This is a genomic window from Azospira sp., from assembly GCF_030247495.1.
Classification (GTDB): Bacteria; Pseudomonadota; Gammaproteobacteria; order Burkholderiales; family Rhodocyclaceae; genus Azospira; species Azospira oryzae.
This window is the reverse complement of sequence record NZ_JAOTRW010000002.1, coordinates 415,587-430,035: the sequence shown is the minus strand read 5'-3', so window position 1 is coordinate 430,035 and position 14,449 is coordinate 415,587. Positions and strand designations below refer to the sequence as shown.

At 69.1% G+C, this 14,449-nt stretch carries 13 protein-coding genes; 9 read left to right on the top strand and 4 right to left on the bottom strand.

Annotation, left to right across the window (positions count from 1 at the left end):
* Positions 1-33 precede the first annotated feature (33 nt).
* Entirely contained in the window at positions 34-1,998 is a 1,965-nt protein-coding gene (locus OEL49_RS01990; RefSeq protein ID WP_130458967.1) for a monovalent cation:proton antiporter family protein, read from the top strand.
* Between the two features lie 21 nt (positions 1,999-2,019).
* On the opposite strand, the gene OEL49_RS01985 is transcribed toward OEL49_RS01990, so the two are convergent.
* Entirely contained in the window at positions 2,020-2,724 is a 705-nt protein-coding gene (locus tag OEL49_RS01985) for a Crp/Fnr family transcriptional regulator (protein ID WP_287873855.1), read from the bottom strand.
* A 386-nt stretch (positions 2,725-3,110) separates the two neighbouring features.
* On the opposite strand from OEL49_RS01985, the gene OEL49_RS01980 reads away from it, so the two are divergent.
* Both OEL49_RS01980 and OEL49_RS01975 read left to right on the top strand, forming a co-directional pair.
* Positions 3,111-4,022, top strand: a complete 912-nt coding sequence (locus OEL49_RS01980) for a universal stress protein (RefSeq protein WP_014238392.1) — start codon at positions 3,111-3,113, stop codon at positions 4,020-4,022.
* A 410-nt stretch (positions 4,023-4,432) separates the two neighbouring features.
* Entirely contained in the window at positions 4,433-5,008 is a 576-nt protein-coding gene (locus OEL49_RS01975; RefSeq protein WP_287873854.1) for a hypothetical protein, read from the top strand.
* A gap of 79 nt (positions 5,009-5,087) precedes the next feature.
* Here the strand turns inward: OEL49_RS01975 and OEL49_RS01970 are convergent, their stop codons facing one another.
* Both OEL49_RS01970 and mtnA read right to left on the bottom strand, forming a co-directional pair.
* Positions 5,088-5,738 carry a class II aldolase/adducin family protein gene (locus OEL49_RS01970; RefSeq protein WP_287873853.1) on the bottom strand — a complete coding sequence of 217 codons (651 nt, stop codon included), beginning with the start codon at positions 5,736-5,738 and terminating at the stop codon, positions 5,088-5,090.
* Complete coding sequence (mtnA, locus tag OEL49_RS01965) at positions 5,728-6,819, bottom strand: S-methyl-5-thioribose-1-phosphate isomerase (protein WP_287873851.1); 1,092 nt, start codon at positions 6,817-6,819, stop codon at positions 5,728-5,730. Before mtnA ends, OEL49_RS01970 begins: the two co-directional genes overlap by 11 nt.
* A 197-nt stretch (positions 6,820-7,016) precedes the next feature.
* On the opposite strand from mtnA, the gene OEL49_RS01960 reads away from it, so the two are divergent.
* From OEL49_RS01960 to OEL49_RS01935, 6 genes are all read left to right on the top strand, one after another.
* On the top strand, positions 7,017-7,985 hold the full coding sequence (locus tag OEL49_RS01960; protein ID WP_287873850.1) for a hypothetical protein: 969 nt from the start codon (positions 7,017-7,019) through the stop codon (positions 7,983-7,985).
* 253 nt (positions 7,986-8,238) lie between these two features.
* Positions 8,239-8,961 carry a hypothetical protein gene (locus OEL49_RS01955; protein ID WP_287873849.1) on the top strand — a complete coding sequence of 241 codons (723 nt, stop codon included), beginning with the start codon at positions 8,239-8,241 and terminating at the stop codon, positions 8,959-8,961.
* 186 nt (positions 8,962-9,147) lie between these two features.
* Complete coding sequence (locus tag OEL49_RS01950) at positions 9,148-10,302, top strand: pyridoxal phosphate-dependent aminotransferase (RefSeq protein ID WP_130458963.1); 1,155 nt, start codon at positions 9,148-9,150, stop codon at positions 10,300-10,302.
* Positions 10,303-10,482: 180 nt separating this feature from the next.
* A complete protein-coding gene (locus OEL49_RS01945; protein ID WP_287873848.1) occupies positions 10,483-10,659 on the top strand; it encodes a hypothetical protein in 177 nt (58 codons plus the stop codon).
* A gap of 224 nt (positions 10,660-10,883) precedes the next feature.
* Positions 10,884-13,787, top strand: a complete 2,904-nt coding sequence (locus tag OEL49_RS01940; RefSeq protein ID WP_287873847.1) for a class I SAM-dependent DNA methyltransferase — start codon at positions 10,884-10,886, stop codon at positions 13,785-13,787.
* Between the two features lie 53 nt (positions 13,788-13,840).
* Complete coding sequence (locus OEL49_RS01935) at positions 13,841-14,059, top strand: hypothetical protein (RefSeq protein WP_287873846.1); 219 nt, start codon at positions 13,841-13,843, stop codon at positions 14,057-14,059.
* Between the two features lie 18 nt (positions 14,060-14,077).
* On the opposite strand, the gene OEL49_RS01930 is transcribed toward OEL49_RS01935, so the two are convergent.
* Positions 14,078-14,443, bottom strand: a complete 366-nt coding sequence (locus OEL49_RS01930) for a Crp/Fnr family transcriptional regulator (protein WP_130458960.1) — start codon at positions 14,441-14,443, stop codon at positions 14,078-14,080.
* Between the last annotated feature and the right edge of the window lie 6 nt (positions 14,444-14,449).

Sequence of the window (14,449 nt, the reverse complement as noted above, 5' to 3'; positions counted from 1 at the left end):
GCCCCAACCCATTATTCGGAGCCGGAGTCCGCCGTGACCGACTCACTGTTCAGCGTCGTCCTCCTGCTCTCCCTGGCGGTGTTGTTCGTCGTCGTCGCCAAGCAGCTGCGTCTGCCCTCCCTGCTGGCCTACCTGGCCATCGGCCTCATCGTCGGCCCCTACGGCTTCGGCCTCCTGGCGGAGAGTGAGGAGGCCAGCCACTTCGCCGAGTTCGGCGTGGTCTTCCTGATGTTCTCCATCGGCCTGGAGTTCAGCCTAGCCCGGCTCAAGGCCATGCACCGCCTGGTATTCGGCCTGGGCGGCGCCCAGGTGGGGGTGACCCTGGTGGGCACCACCCTGGTCACCATCCTCTACTACGGCCAGGACTGGCGCATCGGCCTGGCCGTCGGCGCCGCCTGCGCCATGTCCTCCACCGCCATCGTCAGCAAGCTGCTCTCCGAGCGCCTGGAGCTGCATTCCCAGCCCGGGCGCCAGACCATGGCCGTGCTGCTGTTCCAGGATCTGGCGGTGGTGCCCCTGCTGATCATCATTCCCGCCCTGGCCGCTGACGCCAAGGGCATGGCCGGCGCCATTTCCATGGCCCTGGGCCAGGCCGCCCTGGCCCTGGCGGCCATGATCCTGGTGGGCCAGCGCCTGATGCGCCGCTGGTTCGACGCCGTGGCCCGGCAGAAGTCCCCCGAGCTGTTCATGCTCAGCGTGCTGTGGATCGTGATCGGCCTCTCCGCCCTGACCGCCTGGGCCGGCCTCTCCCTGGCCCTGGGCGCCTTCATCGGCGGCATGCTCATTTCCGAGACCCTCTACCGGCACCAGGTGGAGGCCGATATCCGGCCCTTCCGCGACGTGCTGCTGGGCCTCTTCTTCGTCACCATCGGCATGCTGCTGGACCTGCACTTCGTCCTGCAGAACCTGCCGGCGGTGTTGCTGGCCCTGGCCCTGCTGGTGCTGGCCAAGGGCGGCATCGTCTTCCTCATCACCCTCCTGATGCGCAATTCGCCGGAAGTGGGGGCCCGCACCGCCATCCAGCTGGCCCAGGCCGGCGAGTTCGGCTTCGTGCTGCTGGAACTGGCCCGGGACAACAAGCTGCTGCCCACCGACGTGTTCCAGGTGACCATGGCGGCCATGCTGCTCTCCATGTTCATCGCCCCCCTCCTGATCGGCCAGGCCGGCCGCTGGAGCAAGCACCTGTCGCGGCAGGAATGGAGCGACCGCACCCGCATGATCCACGAGGTGGCGGTGCACGCCATGGGCATTGAGCAGCACGTGATCCTCTGCGGCTTCGGCCGTACCGGCCAGAGTGTGGCCCGCTTCCTCGACCTGGAGAGCATTCCCTTCATCGCCCTGGATGTGGACGAGGCCCGCATCCGCCAGGCGGTGGAGGCGGGGGAAAACGTGGTGTACGGCAACGCCGACCGCCGCGAGATTCTCAAGGCGGCGGGCCTGGACCGGGCCCGGGCCCTGGTGGTGACCTACGCCGACCTGCCGGCGACGGAGAAGGTGCTGCATCTGGTGCGGGAATTGCGGCCGGACATGCCCATCATCGTCCGCGCCCAGGACGACCTGCACCTGGAGCATCTGAAGAGTCTGGGGGCCACCGAAGTCATTCCCGAAGTGCTGGAAGGCAGCCTGATGCTGGCGGCCCAGACCCTGACCCAGCTCGGCGTGCCGGTGGAGCGGGCCCTGGAACAGGTGCGGGAGGTGCGGGCCCACCGCTACACCGCCCTGCGGGCCTTCTACCGGGGCGAGAGCGACCGCCTGCAGCGCATCTCCCAGGAGAAGCTGGCCTGTGTCATCGAGCAGCAGGCCTACGCCGTCGGCCGCAGCCTGGCCGAGCTGGACCTGGGCCGCTTCGGTGTCGAGCTGGAAGCCCTGCGCCGGCACCGGGTGCGGGACGAGGCGCCCCTGCCGGAGACCGTGGTGCAGCCCGAGGATGTGTTGATTCTGGTGGGAACCAGCGAGGCCCTGTCGGCCGCCATGCACTTCATTCTCGACGGCAAGTAGCCGTCGTCCCCGCCGCCGTCCCTAGGACTTGCGGCAACCCTCGCACAGGGCGCCCTCGAAGCGGCTCAGATCGCCGATCTGCAGGCCGCCATGGGTGCGCTGCACCACTCCGCTCTGCAACAGCCGCCGTGCCGCCCGGGACAGGTGGCCGGCGCTGCAGCCCAGGCGCCGGGCCAGCACCTGCATGGGCAGGGGGCCGTGGCCGGGATGGCGCTCGGCGCTTTCGGACTGGCAGCTCTCGCCGCAGATGAGATAGCACAGCAGCCGCTCGGACACCGGGCGCGAGAGGGTGTGCTCCCGTTCCTGTTCCAGGTGGCAGATGCCCGAGGCCAGGCGGTTGGCCAGGGCGCGGCGGAAATCGGGGCAGGAGAGGATCCAGCGGTCCACCAGTTCCGGATTGACGGCGATCACCGCCGAGCGGGTCAGGGCCCGCACCTGGTAACCGCCCGGGGCCTGGGGCAGCAGGCATTCCAGGCCGAAGATGTCGCCGCTGCCCATCAGGCGCAGGGAGCGTTCGCCGCCGTTGGCGTCCCGCACCATCAGTTCCAGGCGGCCGTGCTGGACGCAGTAGAGGCCGCCGTTGTGGCCCTGGCTGTCGAGGCCGATGGCGCCCGGCTCCCACATCTGCTGCACGCGCACGTGACGCTCCGCCGTTTCCCTCTCCGTCTGGGCCAGTGCGGCCCCGAACAGCTCGTCGTCGATGACGGGCCGGTGGTTCTGGTGCATGGGATTCCCCTCCCTTTGCTTGTTTGACAGTCGCTATGACGGAAAGCTAGCACACCAACCATGCCAAATATATTGCGTAACGTGACGTACGTCACGTTTTTCTAGGTGCCATGAAAGGCCCAAGGGACGGGCATCTTCACCGGGGGTGCCTCGAATGCCGCAATTCTGGCCGCTCTCCCGGCAGAGGGGCCGGGGAACATTCATTGTAGACATTCCCAGGCCGATGCCAAGGCGCCATCCGCCCTCGCCGAACCTTTGCCTCGGTGTCGGTTCGGGGCTGCCCCGGCTGGGGCCGTGCCGGACTGTGCAAAGGTCCTCCCGCCGCTAGAATTTTGCCGTCGGCATGTTCCCGCTGGACTGCCTCCCTTCGCTCCGGAAAACCGCCCATGAACGCCCCCGTCAACGCCTTGCGCCATCTGCTCATCGCCACCGACTTTTCCGCCGCCGCCGACCGGGCCCTGGCCCGGGCCGCCCAGCTGGCGCGGCAGCGGGGCGCCCGCCTGACGGTGCTGCACGTCATTCCCCAGGGGCCCCTGGACCTGGCCCGGCGCTTCGCCATGCAGGCGCCGGAGGCGGCCGAGGCCGAGGCCCGCCGCGGCGCCCGTCAGGAGCTGGAGGAGCGCCTCTCCCGCCTGCCCGAGCTGCCGCCCCATCAGGTGGAACTGCGGGTCGGCCGGCCCGGGGCGGAAATCGCCAAGGCCGCCGGCGAACTGGGGGCCGACCTGATCGTCCTCGGCGCCCACGGTGAACGCTTCCTCAAGGAAGTACTGCTCGGCTCCACGGTGCACAAGGCCCTGCGCCTGGCCCCCTGCCCGGTGCTGGTGGTGAAGCAGGCCGCCGCCGGCCCCTACCGGCGGGTGCTGCTGCCCACCGACTTCTCCGCCAATGCCCGCACCGCCGCCGCCATCGCCCGGGCCTTCGCCCCCGAGGCGGACCGGGAATTCCTGCACGTCTATGAAGCCCCCTTCGAGCGCCAGATGTACTTCGCCGGCGCCCGGGACAGCACCCTGGACTTCTACCGCCACAAGGCCGAGAGCGACGCCCGGGAAGCCATGGGCCGCTTCGTCGCCGAGCTGGGCTGGCAGGACGGCCCGGCCCCGGGCACCCGCCTGCGCCACGGCTACGCCCCGGCGGAAATCGAGCGGGTGGTGCAGGACTTCAGCTTCGACCTGATCGCCCTGGCGACCCAGGACAATTCCGAACTCACCGCCGCCCTCCTGGGCAGCGTCAGCCTCCACGTCATCGAGGAAATCCAGTGCGACCTGCTTGTGGTGCGGGGCATGGGCGCTCCGGACTGAATCCCGTCCTGGCTCCTGTCGCGGCGGCGGGATGAGGGCGGCGCCGCGGGCGCCTTCGGCGTTTGCGGCAGACATGGCGCCCCAGGCCGGCCGCAAACGCTGCCGCGATGGCCGGCGACGGGCGCCTGTTCCGTAGCTTCCTCCCAGCCGCGGCGCTCCGCTGCCCGGCTGTCGCTGCAGCGTTCACGCTCTCGTCAGGGGCGCGCGGAGGGCCTATAGTGGCGCCTGGCGCCGCTGCCGGGTGGTTCGCGGCTCTGCCGCCGGCGAGCTTTGCCGGCGGCGTGCCCGGCCCGCACTCGGTCCGCATTCGGTCCGCATTCGGTCCGCATTCGGTCAATCCTGGCTGATGCCCGGCCCGCGAATCTTCCCGTTTCCCTTTTTTCCGCCCAGCTTCCACCTGAGCCCGCCCCATGAGCCTGCATTTCAAGCCCTCCACCGCCGCTTCCCGCCGAGCCCGGGAAACTGCCGAGGCGGCACCGGCCAAGGGACCGAGCCCGGCCCTGCGCATCGTGCTCTTTCTCGGGGTCTTTTATCTCTTCGTCTGGCCGGCCCTGGCCCTCTATCTGCTCACCCTGGCGGTAAGCGGGGTCTGCCTGTTGCCGGGGGTGACGGGCTGCGAGGCTTTCCTGGCCCTGGATTCGGCCCTGCCGGCCTGGGCGGCGCGCAGCCTGGGGGGACTGCTGTTGCTGGCCCTGGCCCTGTCCTTCCTGGTGCCGGCGCCCCGGGGCAGCTGGCGCCGGCCGGCCCTGTGGTCCTTCCGCATGGTCTGCGGCCTGGCGCCGGCCGTCATCGGCGTGGCCGACATGAGCGTGCCGGTGCCGTTCCCCGTGGCCTGGCTGGTGGGCATGTTCCAGCCCGGGAGTCTGGCCCTGTCCCTGCGCCTGTGGGCGGCGAGTCTGCTGCTGGTGGGGGTGGTGCTGGCGGGCTGGCTGCTGCTGGCACGGTTGCGGCGTTCAGAACGACGCCCTGCCAGGGGCCGCTCCTAGCAAGCCTCTTCAGGCAGGGTGTCCCGAGATTGGCGTCCCTGCTGCCTTCCAGGCGATCCCGTTGTTGAGTTCCGGCCCTTCAGGCCTGTTTGCCGTAGGTGGCGAATCTGGCCAGGGCCTCGGCCATCTGTTCCGTGTCGAGCAGCACCGGCGAGCCCAGCTGGCTGGCGCGCCAGAACTGCTCGCTGAGGCTTTCCAGTTCCACCCCCAGGGCCAGGGCCTCGCCCAGATCCTTGCCGCAGACGATCATGCCGTGGTTGGCCAGGAGGCAGCCCTTGCGTTCTTCCAGGGCGGCCAGGGCGGTGTCGGAGAGGGCCTGGGTGCCGAAGGTGGCGTAATCCGAGCAGCGCACCGTGTCGCCGCCGAAGCGGGCGATCATGTAGTGGAAGGGGGGAATGTCCCGGCGCAGGCAGGCCAGGGACGTGGCGAAGGGGGAATGGGCGTGCAGCACCGCACCCGTCTCCGGCCGGGCGGCGTAGATGTCCCGGTGGAAGCGCCATTCGGAGGAGGGCAGACGGCGCCCCACGTGGCTGCCGTCCGCCAGCTTGACGAAGGGGATGTCCTCCGCCTGCAGGCTGTCGTAGTTCATGCCGGTGGGGGTGACGTAGAAACCGTCCACCCCGTCCAGCTTGGCCCGCAGGCTCAGGTTGCCGGCGGTGCCCCGGTTGAGGCCCTCCGCCGCCATGCGGTGGGCGGCGGTGATGAGGCTCTGGCGCGGATCAGCGGGCATGGTCCTGTTCCTCCGGGTAGAGGCCGAAGATGCCGTCGGCGCTGGCCGGGCAGGCGCCGCGCTCGGTGATGAGGGCGGCCACCAGGCCCGCCGGGGTGACGTCGAAGGCCGGGTTGGCCACGGCCTCGGCGGCGGCGATCTGGCGGATGGAGCCGGGGCTGCCGGCGCCGTCCAGACCGTGCACCAGACGCAGCTCGTCGCCTTCCCGCTCCTCGATGGGAATGGCGGCGCCGCTGGGGCAGGCGAAATCCAGGGTGGAACGGGGCGTCGCGACATAGAAGGGCACGCCCGCCTCCCGGGCCGCCAGGGCCTTGAGGTAGGTGCCCACCTTGTTGGCCACGTCGCCGTTGGCGGCGATGCGGTCGGCGCCGACGATCACCGCATCCACCTCGCCCCGGGCCAGCAGCAGGCCGGCGGCGTTGTCGGCGATGAGGGTGTGGGGCACACCCTTCTGGGCCAGTTCCCAGGCCGTCAGCAGGCCCTGGTTGCGGGGCCGGGTCTCGGAGACCCAGACATGCACCGGCAGGCCGGCGGCGTGGGCGGCATAGACCGGGGCGAGAGCGGTGCCGTGTTCCACCGTGGCCAGCCAGCCGGCGTTGCAGTGGGTCATGATCTCCAGCCGTCCCCGTTTTTCCGCCAGGGGCCGCAGCAGTTCCAGGCCGTGCTGGCCGATGCGGCGGTTCTGCTCCGCGTCCTCGTCGGCGATGGCGGCCGCTTCGGTCCATGCCGCTTCGGCCCGGTCTTCCTGGGGCAGCAGGCGCAGCAGGGCCTGCATGCGGTTGAGGGCCCAGTGCAGGTTGATCGCCGTCGGCCGGGTGGCGCCCAGGGTGGCCACGGCCTGGCTCAGGGCGGCGTCGGAGGCGTCCCGCTGCAGGGCCAGGGCGACGCCGTAGGCGGCGGTGGCGCCGATCAGGGGCGCGCCCCGCACCTGCATGGCGCGGATGGCGTGGGCCGCCTCTTCCAGGGTGAACAGGCGCAGGGTGCGGAAATGATGGGGCAGGGCCGTCTGGTCGATGATGTCCACGGCGCAGGTGCCGGGCACGGGCCAGAGGGTGCGGGAGGGGAGGGTGGTTGGGCTCATGGGGCGATTCTAGGCCAAGGCGGCGGGCGGCCCAAGCACGGCGACGCCACGGTCCGGCCCAGGGGGCCGCGGCAAGATTGGGTAAAGGCAGTTGCAACAATTCGTAAGGCCCGGGGCAACGGGTCGGCGGTGCCTGCCGCTGCCGCGTTAAAGCCGGCAACAGCGCTTTTTTTCCAACGCCCCATGAGGCAGGCACCATGAAACGCAAACTCTGGCTTTCCCTTCTCTTCGCCGCCTTGGCCGGCCTGGCCGGCTGTGCCGTCGAGCCCGTCAGTCGTCCCTACTATGGCGAGCCGGTGCGCATGGCGCCGCCGCCGCTGCGGGTGGAAGTGATGGGGGCGCCGCCGGTGGTGGGCTATGTCTGGATCGGCGGCTACTGGAACTGGATCGGCGTGCGCTACGTATGGGTCCCGGGCCGCTGGGAGGCGCCTCGCCCCGGCTATCGCTGGGTACCGCGCCAGTGGGAGCGGGACGGCGACCGCTGGCAGCCCCGGGGCGGCCAGTGGGAACGGCATGATGAACCCATGCGCGATTCCCCCCGGGAGCATCGCTGGGAATCCCCGGCCCAGCCCCGGCCCCAGGCCGTGCCCCAGCCTGCCCGCTCCGGTGCCGACGGCCAGGGCCGCCCCGGTTACGGCTACGGCGGCAACGACGCCTCGCCCCGGCGCGACCGGGATGGCGCCGGCGGCTGGGACGGCCGACAGGACCGGGACCGGGACGGCATCCCCGACGGCGTCCAGGGGCGCGACCGCGATGGGCGCCGCGGCAACCAGGATGGCGGCTGGGGCGACCGCAATGACCGGGGTGACCGGGGTGACGACAGCCGCCGCGGCACCCCGGGCAACGGCGTCGCCCCCCAGGAGCGCAACCGGCCCGCTACCGACAGCAGCGTCGAGCAGCGCCGCCTGACGCCCCTGGACCGGGATAGCGGCTACCGTCGCGAAGAGATCCGCAGCGCTCCGCTCCAGCCCCGGGGCCAGTCCGGCCAGCCGGGCGGGGAGCGCAGCATGGGCAGGGACGGCGGCGGTCGCAGCGCCGATGGTGGCAGCTCCAGCGAAAGTCGGGCGGCCTCGCCCCGGGGTGGCGATGGCGGCGAGCAGCGCCAAGGCAACTCCTGGGGCGGTGGCCGGCGCAACGATCGGCCGGGCGGCGACGGCGACCGCTGAGCCCTGGCCGCGGCGATGCGGCAATACGGGCGTCCCCAGGGGCGCCCTTTTTTATGTCGTGTAAAAGTTTGTTGTTGCGAGTCATTCGCGTTTACATGGGGTGGAGACTGTACTAGGATGACGCCATGGCGCCTCGCCGGGCGCCCCCGCCGCCGCCGTCTGGCGGGCAGTCCGGGGCTGCCGGCGGGGGCGCAAAGCGGGCCGGCGGACGCTGCCCCGCGCCACCTTCATCCACCTCTCCTGGGAGCCGACCATGGCCCATCTGCCTGCCGATCTTCCGCCCCTGCCCGGCGCTACTGCCGACGCCGCCATTTTCCCAGCCGGCCCCGGCCGTTCTGCCCAACCCTGCGAGCGCAGCATCCTGCTGCGCTACCTGGGCCAGGTGCAGCAGCGGGTGGGGCGGCAGTTCGAGGAGCTGCGTGCCGAAGTGCACAGCGAACTCCAGGCGGAACTGCAGGCCGAGCACGACGCCGAGCGCCGGGCCCTGGCGGCCCAATTGGCGGCGCGGGACGACCAGTTGCTGGCCCTGCACGGCCAGCTCATGGTGCGGGACACGGCCCTGGAACTGCTGCGGGAGGAACTGGCGGAACTGCGCCGCCAGGTGCCGGGCCTGGCCGGGCGGCAGGAGCTGGTGCGCCTGCTGGACATCCAGGCCGAGCGCATCGTCGCCCTGGAGCGGGAGCGCAACGCCGCCCTGTGGCGGGCCGAGCGGGAAAGCCTGCGGGCCAGAGAAGCGGCCGCCGGGCCGGGCACCGTGGCCATCCTCTCCGCCGACCTGGTGGCGGCCCTGCCCGACGAGGCCCAACTGACCGAGGCCCTGGCGGCGGCCGACCTGGTACTGTGCCAGACCGGCTGCCTCAGCCACGACGACTACTGGCGGGTGCAGGACTACTGCGCCCGCAGCGGCAAGCGCTGCCTGCTGCTGGCCAAGGAGGATGCGGCGGCCCCCGCGCCGGCCCGGGCCGCGGCGGACTGAGGCGTACCGGAGCAGCCCGGCCCCAATAAGGGCGCCCGCCGCGAACCGGGAAGACGGGCCGGGTACCGCTCAAGCCTTCGGCAGGCCAGCCGTCGCCATCCCGCCGCAACCGGGGATGGCCCCAGGTGCCTATTCCGGCGAAAGGGCCTAAACTTCCGCTTCCCCAAGCCTCAAGTCCCGATTTCCATGCCCCAATCTCCCGTCGCCATCGACTCCAAGCTGCCTTGGGTCGGCACCACCATTTTCACCGTGATGAGCAAGCTGGCCGCCGAATGCGGCGCCATCAACCTGTCCCAGGGCTTCCCCGATTTCCAGGCCGACCGCAGCCTGTTCGACGCCGTGCATCAGGCCATGCTCGACGGGCGCAACCAGTACGCCCCCATGACCGGCCTGCCGGAACTGCGCCAGGCCATCGCCGCCAAGGTCCAGGCCCTCTACGGCACCGCCTACGATGCCGAGAGCGAGATCACCGTTACCGCCGGCGCCACCCAGGCTCTGTTCACCGCCATCGCCGCCTTCGCCGGCCCGGGGGACGAGGTCATCGTCTTCGCCCCGGTGTACGACTCCTACGTGCCCGCCATCGAGACCGTGGGCGCCAAGGCCATCTACGCCAACCTCCGCTACCCGGACTACAAGCCCGACTGGAACGAGGTGCGCGCCCTGATCACGCCCCGCACCCGCATGATCATCGTCAACACCCCCCACAACCCCACCGGCAGCCTGCTCGACGCCGCCGACCTGGAGGCCCTGGCGGAACTGACCCGCGACACCAATATCGTGGTGCTGGGGGACGAGGTGTACGAACACATCTGCTTCGAAGGCGAGCACCAGTCCCTGGCCCGCCACCCGGAGCTGGCCGCCCGCAGCCTGATCGTCTCCAGCTTCGGCAAGACCTACCACATCACCGGCTGGAAAATCGGCTACTGCTACGGCGCCGCCGCCCTCATGGCCGAGTTCCGCAAGGTGCACCAGTTCAACGTATTCACCGTGCACGCCCCCTCCCAGGTGGGCCTGGCCGCCTTCATGGCCGACCACTCCCGGCACCTGCAACTGGCCGAGTTCTACCGGCAGAAGCGGGACTTCTTCCGCCAGCAGTTGGCCGGCACCAAGTTCGAACTGCTGCCCAGCCGCGGCACCTACTTCCAGCTGGCCCGCTACGATGCCATCTCCGATCTGCCCGACACCGAGTTCGCCCAGTGGCTGACCCGGGAAGTGGGGGTGGCGGTGATCCCCGTCTCCGTCTTCTACCCGGACGGCCGGGACGACAAGGTGGTGCGCTTCTGCTTCGCCAAGCAGGAATCCACTCTGGCCGCCGCCGGCGAAAAGCTGCGCGGCATCTGAGCCGGGCGCGGCCCGGACCGCCATCGGCGGGCCCGCGGCAGCTCCCGGCCCCAAAGAAAAAGCGCGGCAACCGCCGCGCTTTTTTCATGGCCGGGGAATTTTCCGCCGCCCCGGCGGTCTTTGCAGCGGGCCGGCGCCACAGCCGGCGTTTCGATCAACCGCAACATCAGGAGCATCCCCATGCGGGTACAGGAAAATCCGGCCGACATCGGCCGCTGCGGCTGCGGCCGCCGCGAATACTGCGACGGCAGCCACGGGCTGAGCGAAGCCCAATGGCAGGAACTGCGGGCCAGGGAACTGGCCGAAGAAGCCGCGTGGAAGCGGGCTGCCGGCAAGACGGAAGACGCCGGCAAGTGATTCCGTAATCTACCTAGCCAGGGAGCCAGGCGGGACGCCATTCTTCGGGTGGCGTGCCTGGAGAATGTCGTGGATACTGGCTTTCACGGCATCGACAAGGCGCAGCCAAGGCTGCGCCTTGTGCTTTGGGGCAGCGGTAATCGAGTTCGGCGCGCCGGCTTGATTCCAATCGCATCGTGCCGATGCCACAATGGCATCTTTACCACCGACCTTCCCCCGCCCCCATGACGCCCGAACAGTTCATCGCCCGCTGGAAAGATAACAAACTCTCGGAGCGGGCCGGCGCCCAGGCCCATTTCGACGACCTGTGCGAACTGCTGGAGGTGGACAAGCCCCGGGACCCGGACAACTACTGCTTCGAGCGCGGCGCCAAAAAGGCCGGCGGCGGCGACGGCTGGGCCGACGTATGGAAACGGGGGCACTTCGGCTGGGAAAACAAGAAGCCCGGGCGGGACCTGGAGAAGGCCCTCAAGCAGCTCACCGACTACGCCCTCCAACTGGAGAACCCGCCCCTGCTGGTGGTCTGCGACCGGGAGCGCATCGTCATCCACACCGCCTTCACCGGCTACCCGGACGAACCCAGGGAAATCCGCATCGAGCAGCTGGCCACGCCCGAAGCCCGGCAACTGCTGCGCTGGGTGTTCACCGAGCCGGAAAAGCTGCGCCCCGAAAAATCCACTGCCGCCATCACCGCCGCCGCCGCCGGCCAGTTCGCCGGCCTGGCCAAGGCCATGCGCCAGCGGGGCGAAGACGGCCAGCGGGTGGCCCATTTCCTGGTGCAGTGCCTGTTCTGCATGTTTGCCGAAGACGAAAGCCTGCTGCCCGCCGGCATCTTCACCGACCTGCTGAAAAACGCCGGCCAGGATGCAGAAAAGGCCCGCCGCCGCATTGCCAAACTGTTCCAGGCCATGCAGCAGAAAAACGGCGAATACGGCGACGCCGACATTCCCTGGTTCAACGGCGGCCTCTTCAAGAGCATCGACATCCCGCCCCTGGAGCCGTCCGATCTGGCCGGGCTCCACGCCGCCGCCGCCGACATGGACTGGCGCGCCATCGACCCCACCATTTTCGGCACTCTCTTCGAGCGGGGCCTGGACCCGGCCGCCCGGGCTCCCCTGGGCGCCCACTACACCGACACCGGCACCATCGAAAAACTCATCCGCCCCCTCATCAGCGAGCCCCTGCTGGCCGAATGGGCCGCGGTCAAAGCCGAGATTGCCGCCAAGCCAAAGAAGGCCAAGGCCGCCTACCAGACCTTTCTCCTGCGCCTCAACCACTTCCGCGTGCTGGACCCGGCCTGCGGCTCCGGCAACTTCCTCTACCTGGCCTTAAAAGCCCTGCGCGACGTGGAAAAGCGCGCCCATGTGGAAGCCCAGGAACTGGGCCTGCCCGCCGAACTCTCCATGCAGACCGGCCCCCACAACATCCTGGGGCTGGAGATCAACGAATTCGCCGCCGAACTGGCCCGGGTCACGGTGTGGATCGGCGACATCCAGTGGTGCCGCCGCAACGGCTACGCCCACGCCACCAACCCCATCCTCAAGCCCCTGGACGGCATCGTGCACCAGGATGCCCTGATCGACTTCACCCCCACCACCGACTGGAACAGCGTCGATGCCGAAGGCAACCACATCCACGGCCCCATGGGCATCGGTGTGGAGCGGGAATGGCCGGCGGCGGACGTGGTGGTGGGCAACCCGCCCTTTCTCGGCGACAAGGTGATGCGGGCCGAGCTTGGCGACGCCTATGTGGAGGTGCTGCGAGGCTGCTACGCCGGGCGGGTGCCCGGCGGGGCCGATCTGGTCACCTACTGGTTCGAGAAGGCCCGGGCCCAGATCGAAGCGGGCAAGTTGAAGGCGGCGGGTCTGGTGGCCACCAATTCCATCCGCGGCGGCGCCAATCGCAAGGTGCTGGACCGCATCTGTGAAACCACCCGGATTTTTGAAGCCTGGAGCGATGAAGAATGGGTGAATGAGGGGGCGGCAGTACGGGTGTCTCTGGTTGGGTTTGGTCAGATACATCCTTTTGATCCGGAGATAAGTCTAGACGGGGAAAGTGTGGGAGTTATCCATTCAGACTTAACAGCAGCGATCGGTAGTGACTTAACCAAAGCAGTATCTCTGTCGGAGAACGCTGAAACCGCCTTTATTGGGATTCAGAAGACGGGGAAGTTTGAGGTGGATGGCGATTTAGCTCGTCAATGGTTGAAATTGCCCTCCAATCCGAATGGAAGGCTAAACAGTGATGTGGTGAAGCCTTGGGCAAACGGAATTGAAATAGCTCGGCGCCCAACCGATATGTGGATTATTGACTTTGGTGTCCGTATTGAAGAAGGGGATGCCTGTCTATACGAAGCACCTTTCCAACATCTCTCAGAGTACGTAAAGCCATTCCGAGAGGGCGCTAAGCGAGATGTTCAACGCAAGTACTGGTGGCATTTTGGTGAGGTTCGTCCAGGATTGAGGCGAAATTTGATTGGTTTGCCTCGTTTCTTAGTTACCGTTGCTCATGCAAAGCACAGGTTATTTGTCTGGCGACAAGTGACTTGCTGTCCAGATCATGCCCTTGTAGTAATAGCCCGCGCCGACGACCTCACCTTCGGCATTCTCCATTCCCGTTTCCACGAACTGTGGTCCCTGCGCCTGGGCACTTCCTTGGAAGACCGCCCCCGCTACACCCCCACCACCACCTTCGAGACCTTCCCCTTCCCGGCCGGCATGACGCCCCGGGACACGGCGCCCCAGGCGGGGCAGGGCTCACCGCCCTGTCTGGCGGGGGAGGTGGCGGCGGAGCGTATTGCCGCCGCCGCCCGGCGCCTCAACGAGCGGCGGGAGGCCTGGCTCAATCCGCCGGAGTGGGTGGATTGGGTCATCACGCCGGAGGAAGAAAAGGCCGGCTTTCCCAAGCGGCCGGTGGCCAAGCCGGGCCATGAGGCGGACCTCAAGAAGCGCACCCTGACCAATCTCTACAACGCCCGCCCGGCCTGGCTGGACCTGGCCCACCGGGAGCTGGACGCGGCCGTGGCCGCGGCCTACGGCTGGACCGACTACACGCCGGAAATGGCGGAAGAGGAAATCCTGCGCCGCCTGCTGGCCCTCAATCTGGAGCGGGCCGCGGCTGCGGCATAAGACTGTGGCCGCCGCCCCAATCGGCGGCGCCTTGTGAGCGGGAGGGCGGCATCATGGTGGTGGGCAAAAAGAGCTTTGCCGAATGGGCCCGGGCCAGCGAGGCGCCCGATCCTTCCCTTGCTGCTGTGGCGGCTCCGGCCTCCAGCCGGCCCGCCCCGGCCCTGAAGCGCCCGGCCCGCCGGCGGGTCGTCCCGGCGCCACCGCCGCGGCGCGGCTGGCTGCTGCCCCTGCTGCTGGGCGTGTGGCTGGGCAAGACCTTGGGCGACGACTGAGGCGGCCTGTCCCTACTTCTATTCCTGCTGCAGCAACTGATTGGTCGCCCGCAGCCGGTGGGCCATGATGCGCATGACTTCGGTGGCGAAGTGGGGGGTCTGGGCGATGAGGATGTGGAAGCGCTTTTCGTCGATGGCGGCGAAGGTGCAGTCGCTCACGGCGAGGACGCTGGCGGAGTGGGGCAGCCGTTCCACCAGGGACATTTCGCCGAGGATGGCGCCGGCTTCCACCTCGTCCACCGCCCGCTCGCCCACCAGCACCCGGGCGTGGCCTTCGAGGAGGACGTAGAGGGCGTCGCCCGGGTCGCCGGCGCGGAAGAGGAAATCGCCGGCGGCGATGCGGCGCTGGTTGGGTTCGTGGCGGAACAGGTCGTGGAACAGCATGGGGTT

Bases quoted from the DNA above. Each gene is read 5' to 3' on its own strand.
- OEL49_RS01985 (WP_287873855.1), bottom strand. From the start codon at position 2,724: ATGCACCAGAACCACCGGCCCGTCATCGACGACGAGCTGTTCGGGGCC.
- OEL49_RS01980 (WP_014238392.1), top strand. From the start codon at position 3,111: ATGAACGCCCCCGTCAACGCCTTGCGCCATCTGCTCATCGCCACCGAC.
- OEL49_RS01950 (WP_130458963.1), top strand. From the start codon at position 9,148: ATGCCCCAATCTCCCGTCGCCATCGACTCCAAGCTGCCTTGGGTCGGC.
- OEL49_RS01930 (WP_130458960.1), bottom strand. From the start codon at position 14,443: ATGCTGTTCCACGACCTGTTCCGCCACGAACCCAACCAGCGCCGCATC.
- OEL49_RS01955 (WP_287873849.1), top strand. From the start codon at position 8,239: ATGGCCCATCTGCCTGCCGATCTTCCGCCCCTGCCCGGCGCTACTGCC.
- OEL49_RS01960 (WP_287873850.1), top strand. From the start codon at position 7,017: ATGAAACGCAAACTCTGGCTTTCCCTTCTCTTCGCCGCCTTGGCCGGC.
- OEL49_RS01970 (WP_287873853.1), bottom strand. From the start codon at position 5,738: ATGCCCGCTGATCCGCGCCAGAGCCTCATCACCGCCGCCCACCGCATG.
- mtnA (WP_287873851.1), bottom strand. From the start codon at position 6,819: ATGAGCCCAACCACCCTCCCCTCCCGCACCCTCTGGCCCGTGCCCGGC.
- OEL49_RS01935 (WP_287873846.1), top strand. From the start codon at position 13,841: ATGGTGGTGGGCAAAAAGAGCTTTGCCGAATGGGCCCGGGCCAGCGAG.
- OEL49_RS01940 (WP_287873847.1), top strand. From the start codon at position 10,884: ATGACGCCCGAACAGTTCATCGCCCGCTGGAAAGATAACAAACTCTCG.
- OEL49_RS01945 (WP_287873848.1), top strand. From the start codon at position 10,483: ATGCGGGTACAGGAAAATCCGGCCGACATCGGCCGCTGCGGCTGCGGC.
- OEL49_RS01975 (WP_287873854.1), top strand. From the start codon at position 4,433: ATGAGCCTGCATTTCAAGCCCTCCACCGCCGCTTCCCGCCGAGCCCGG.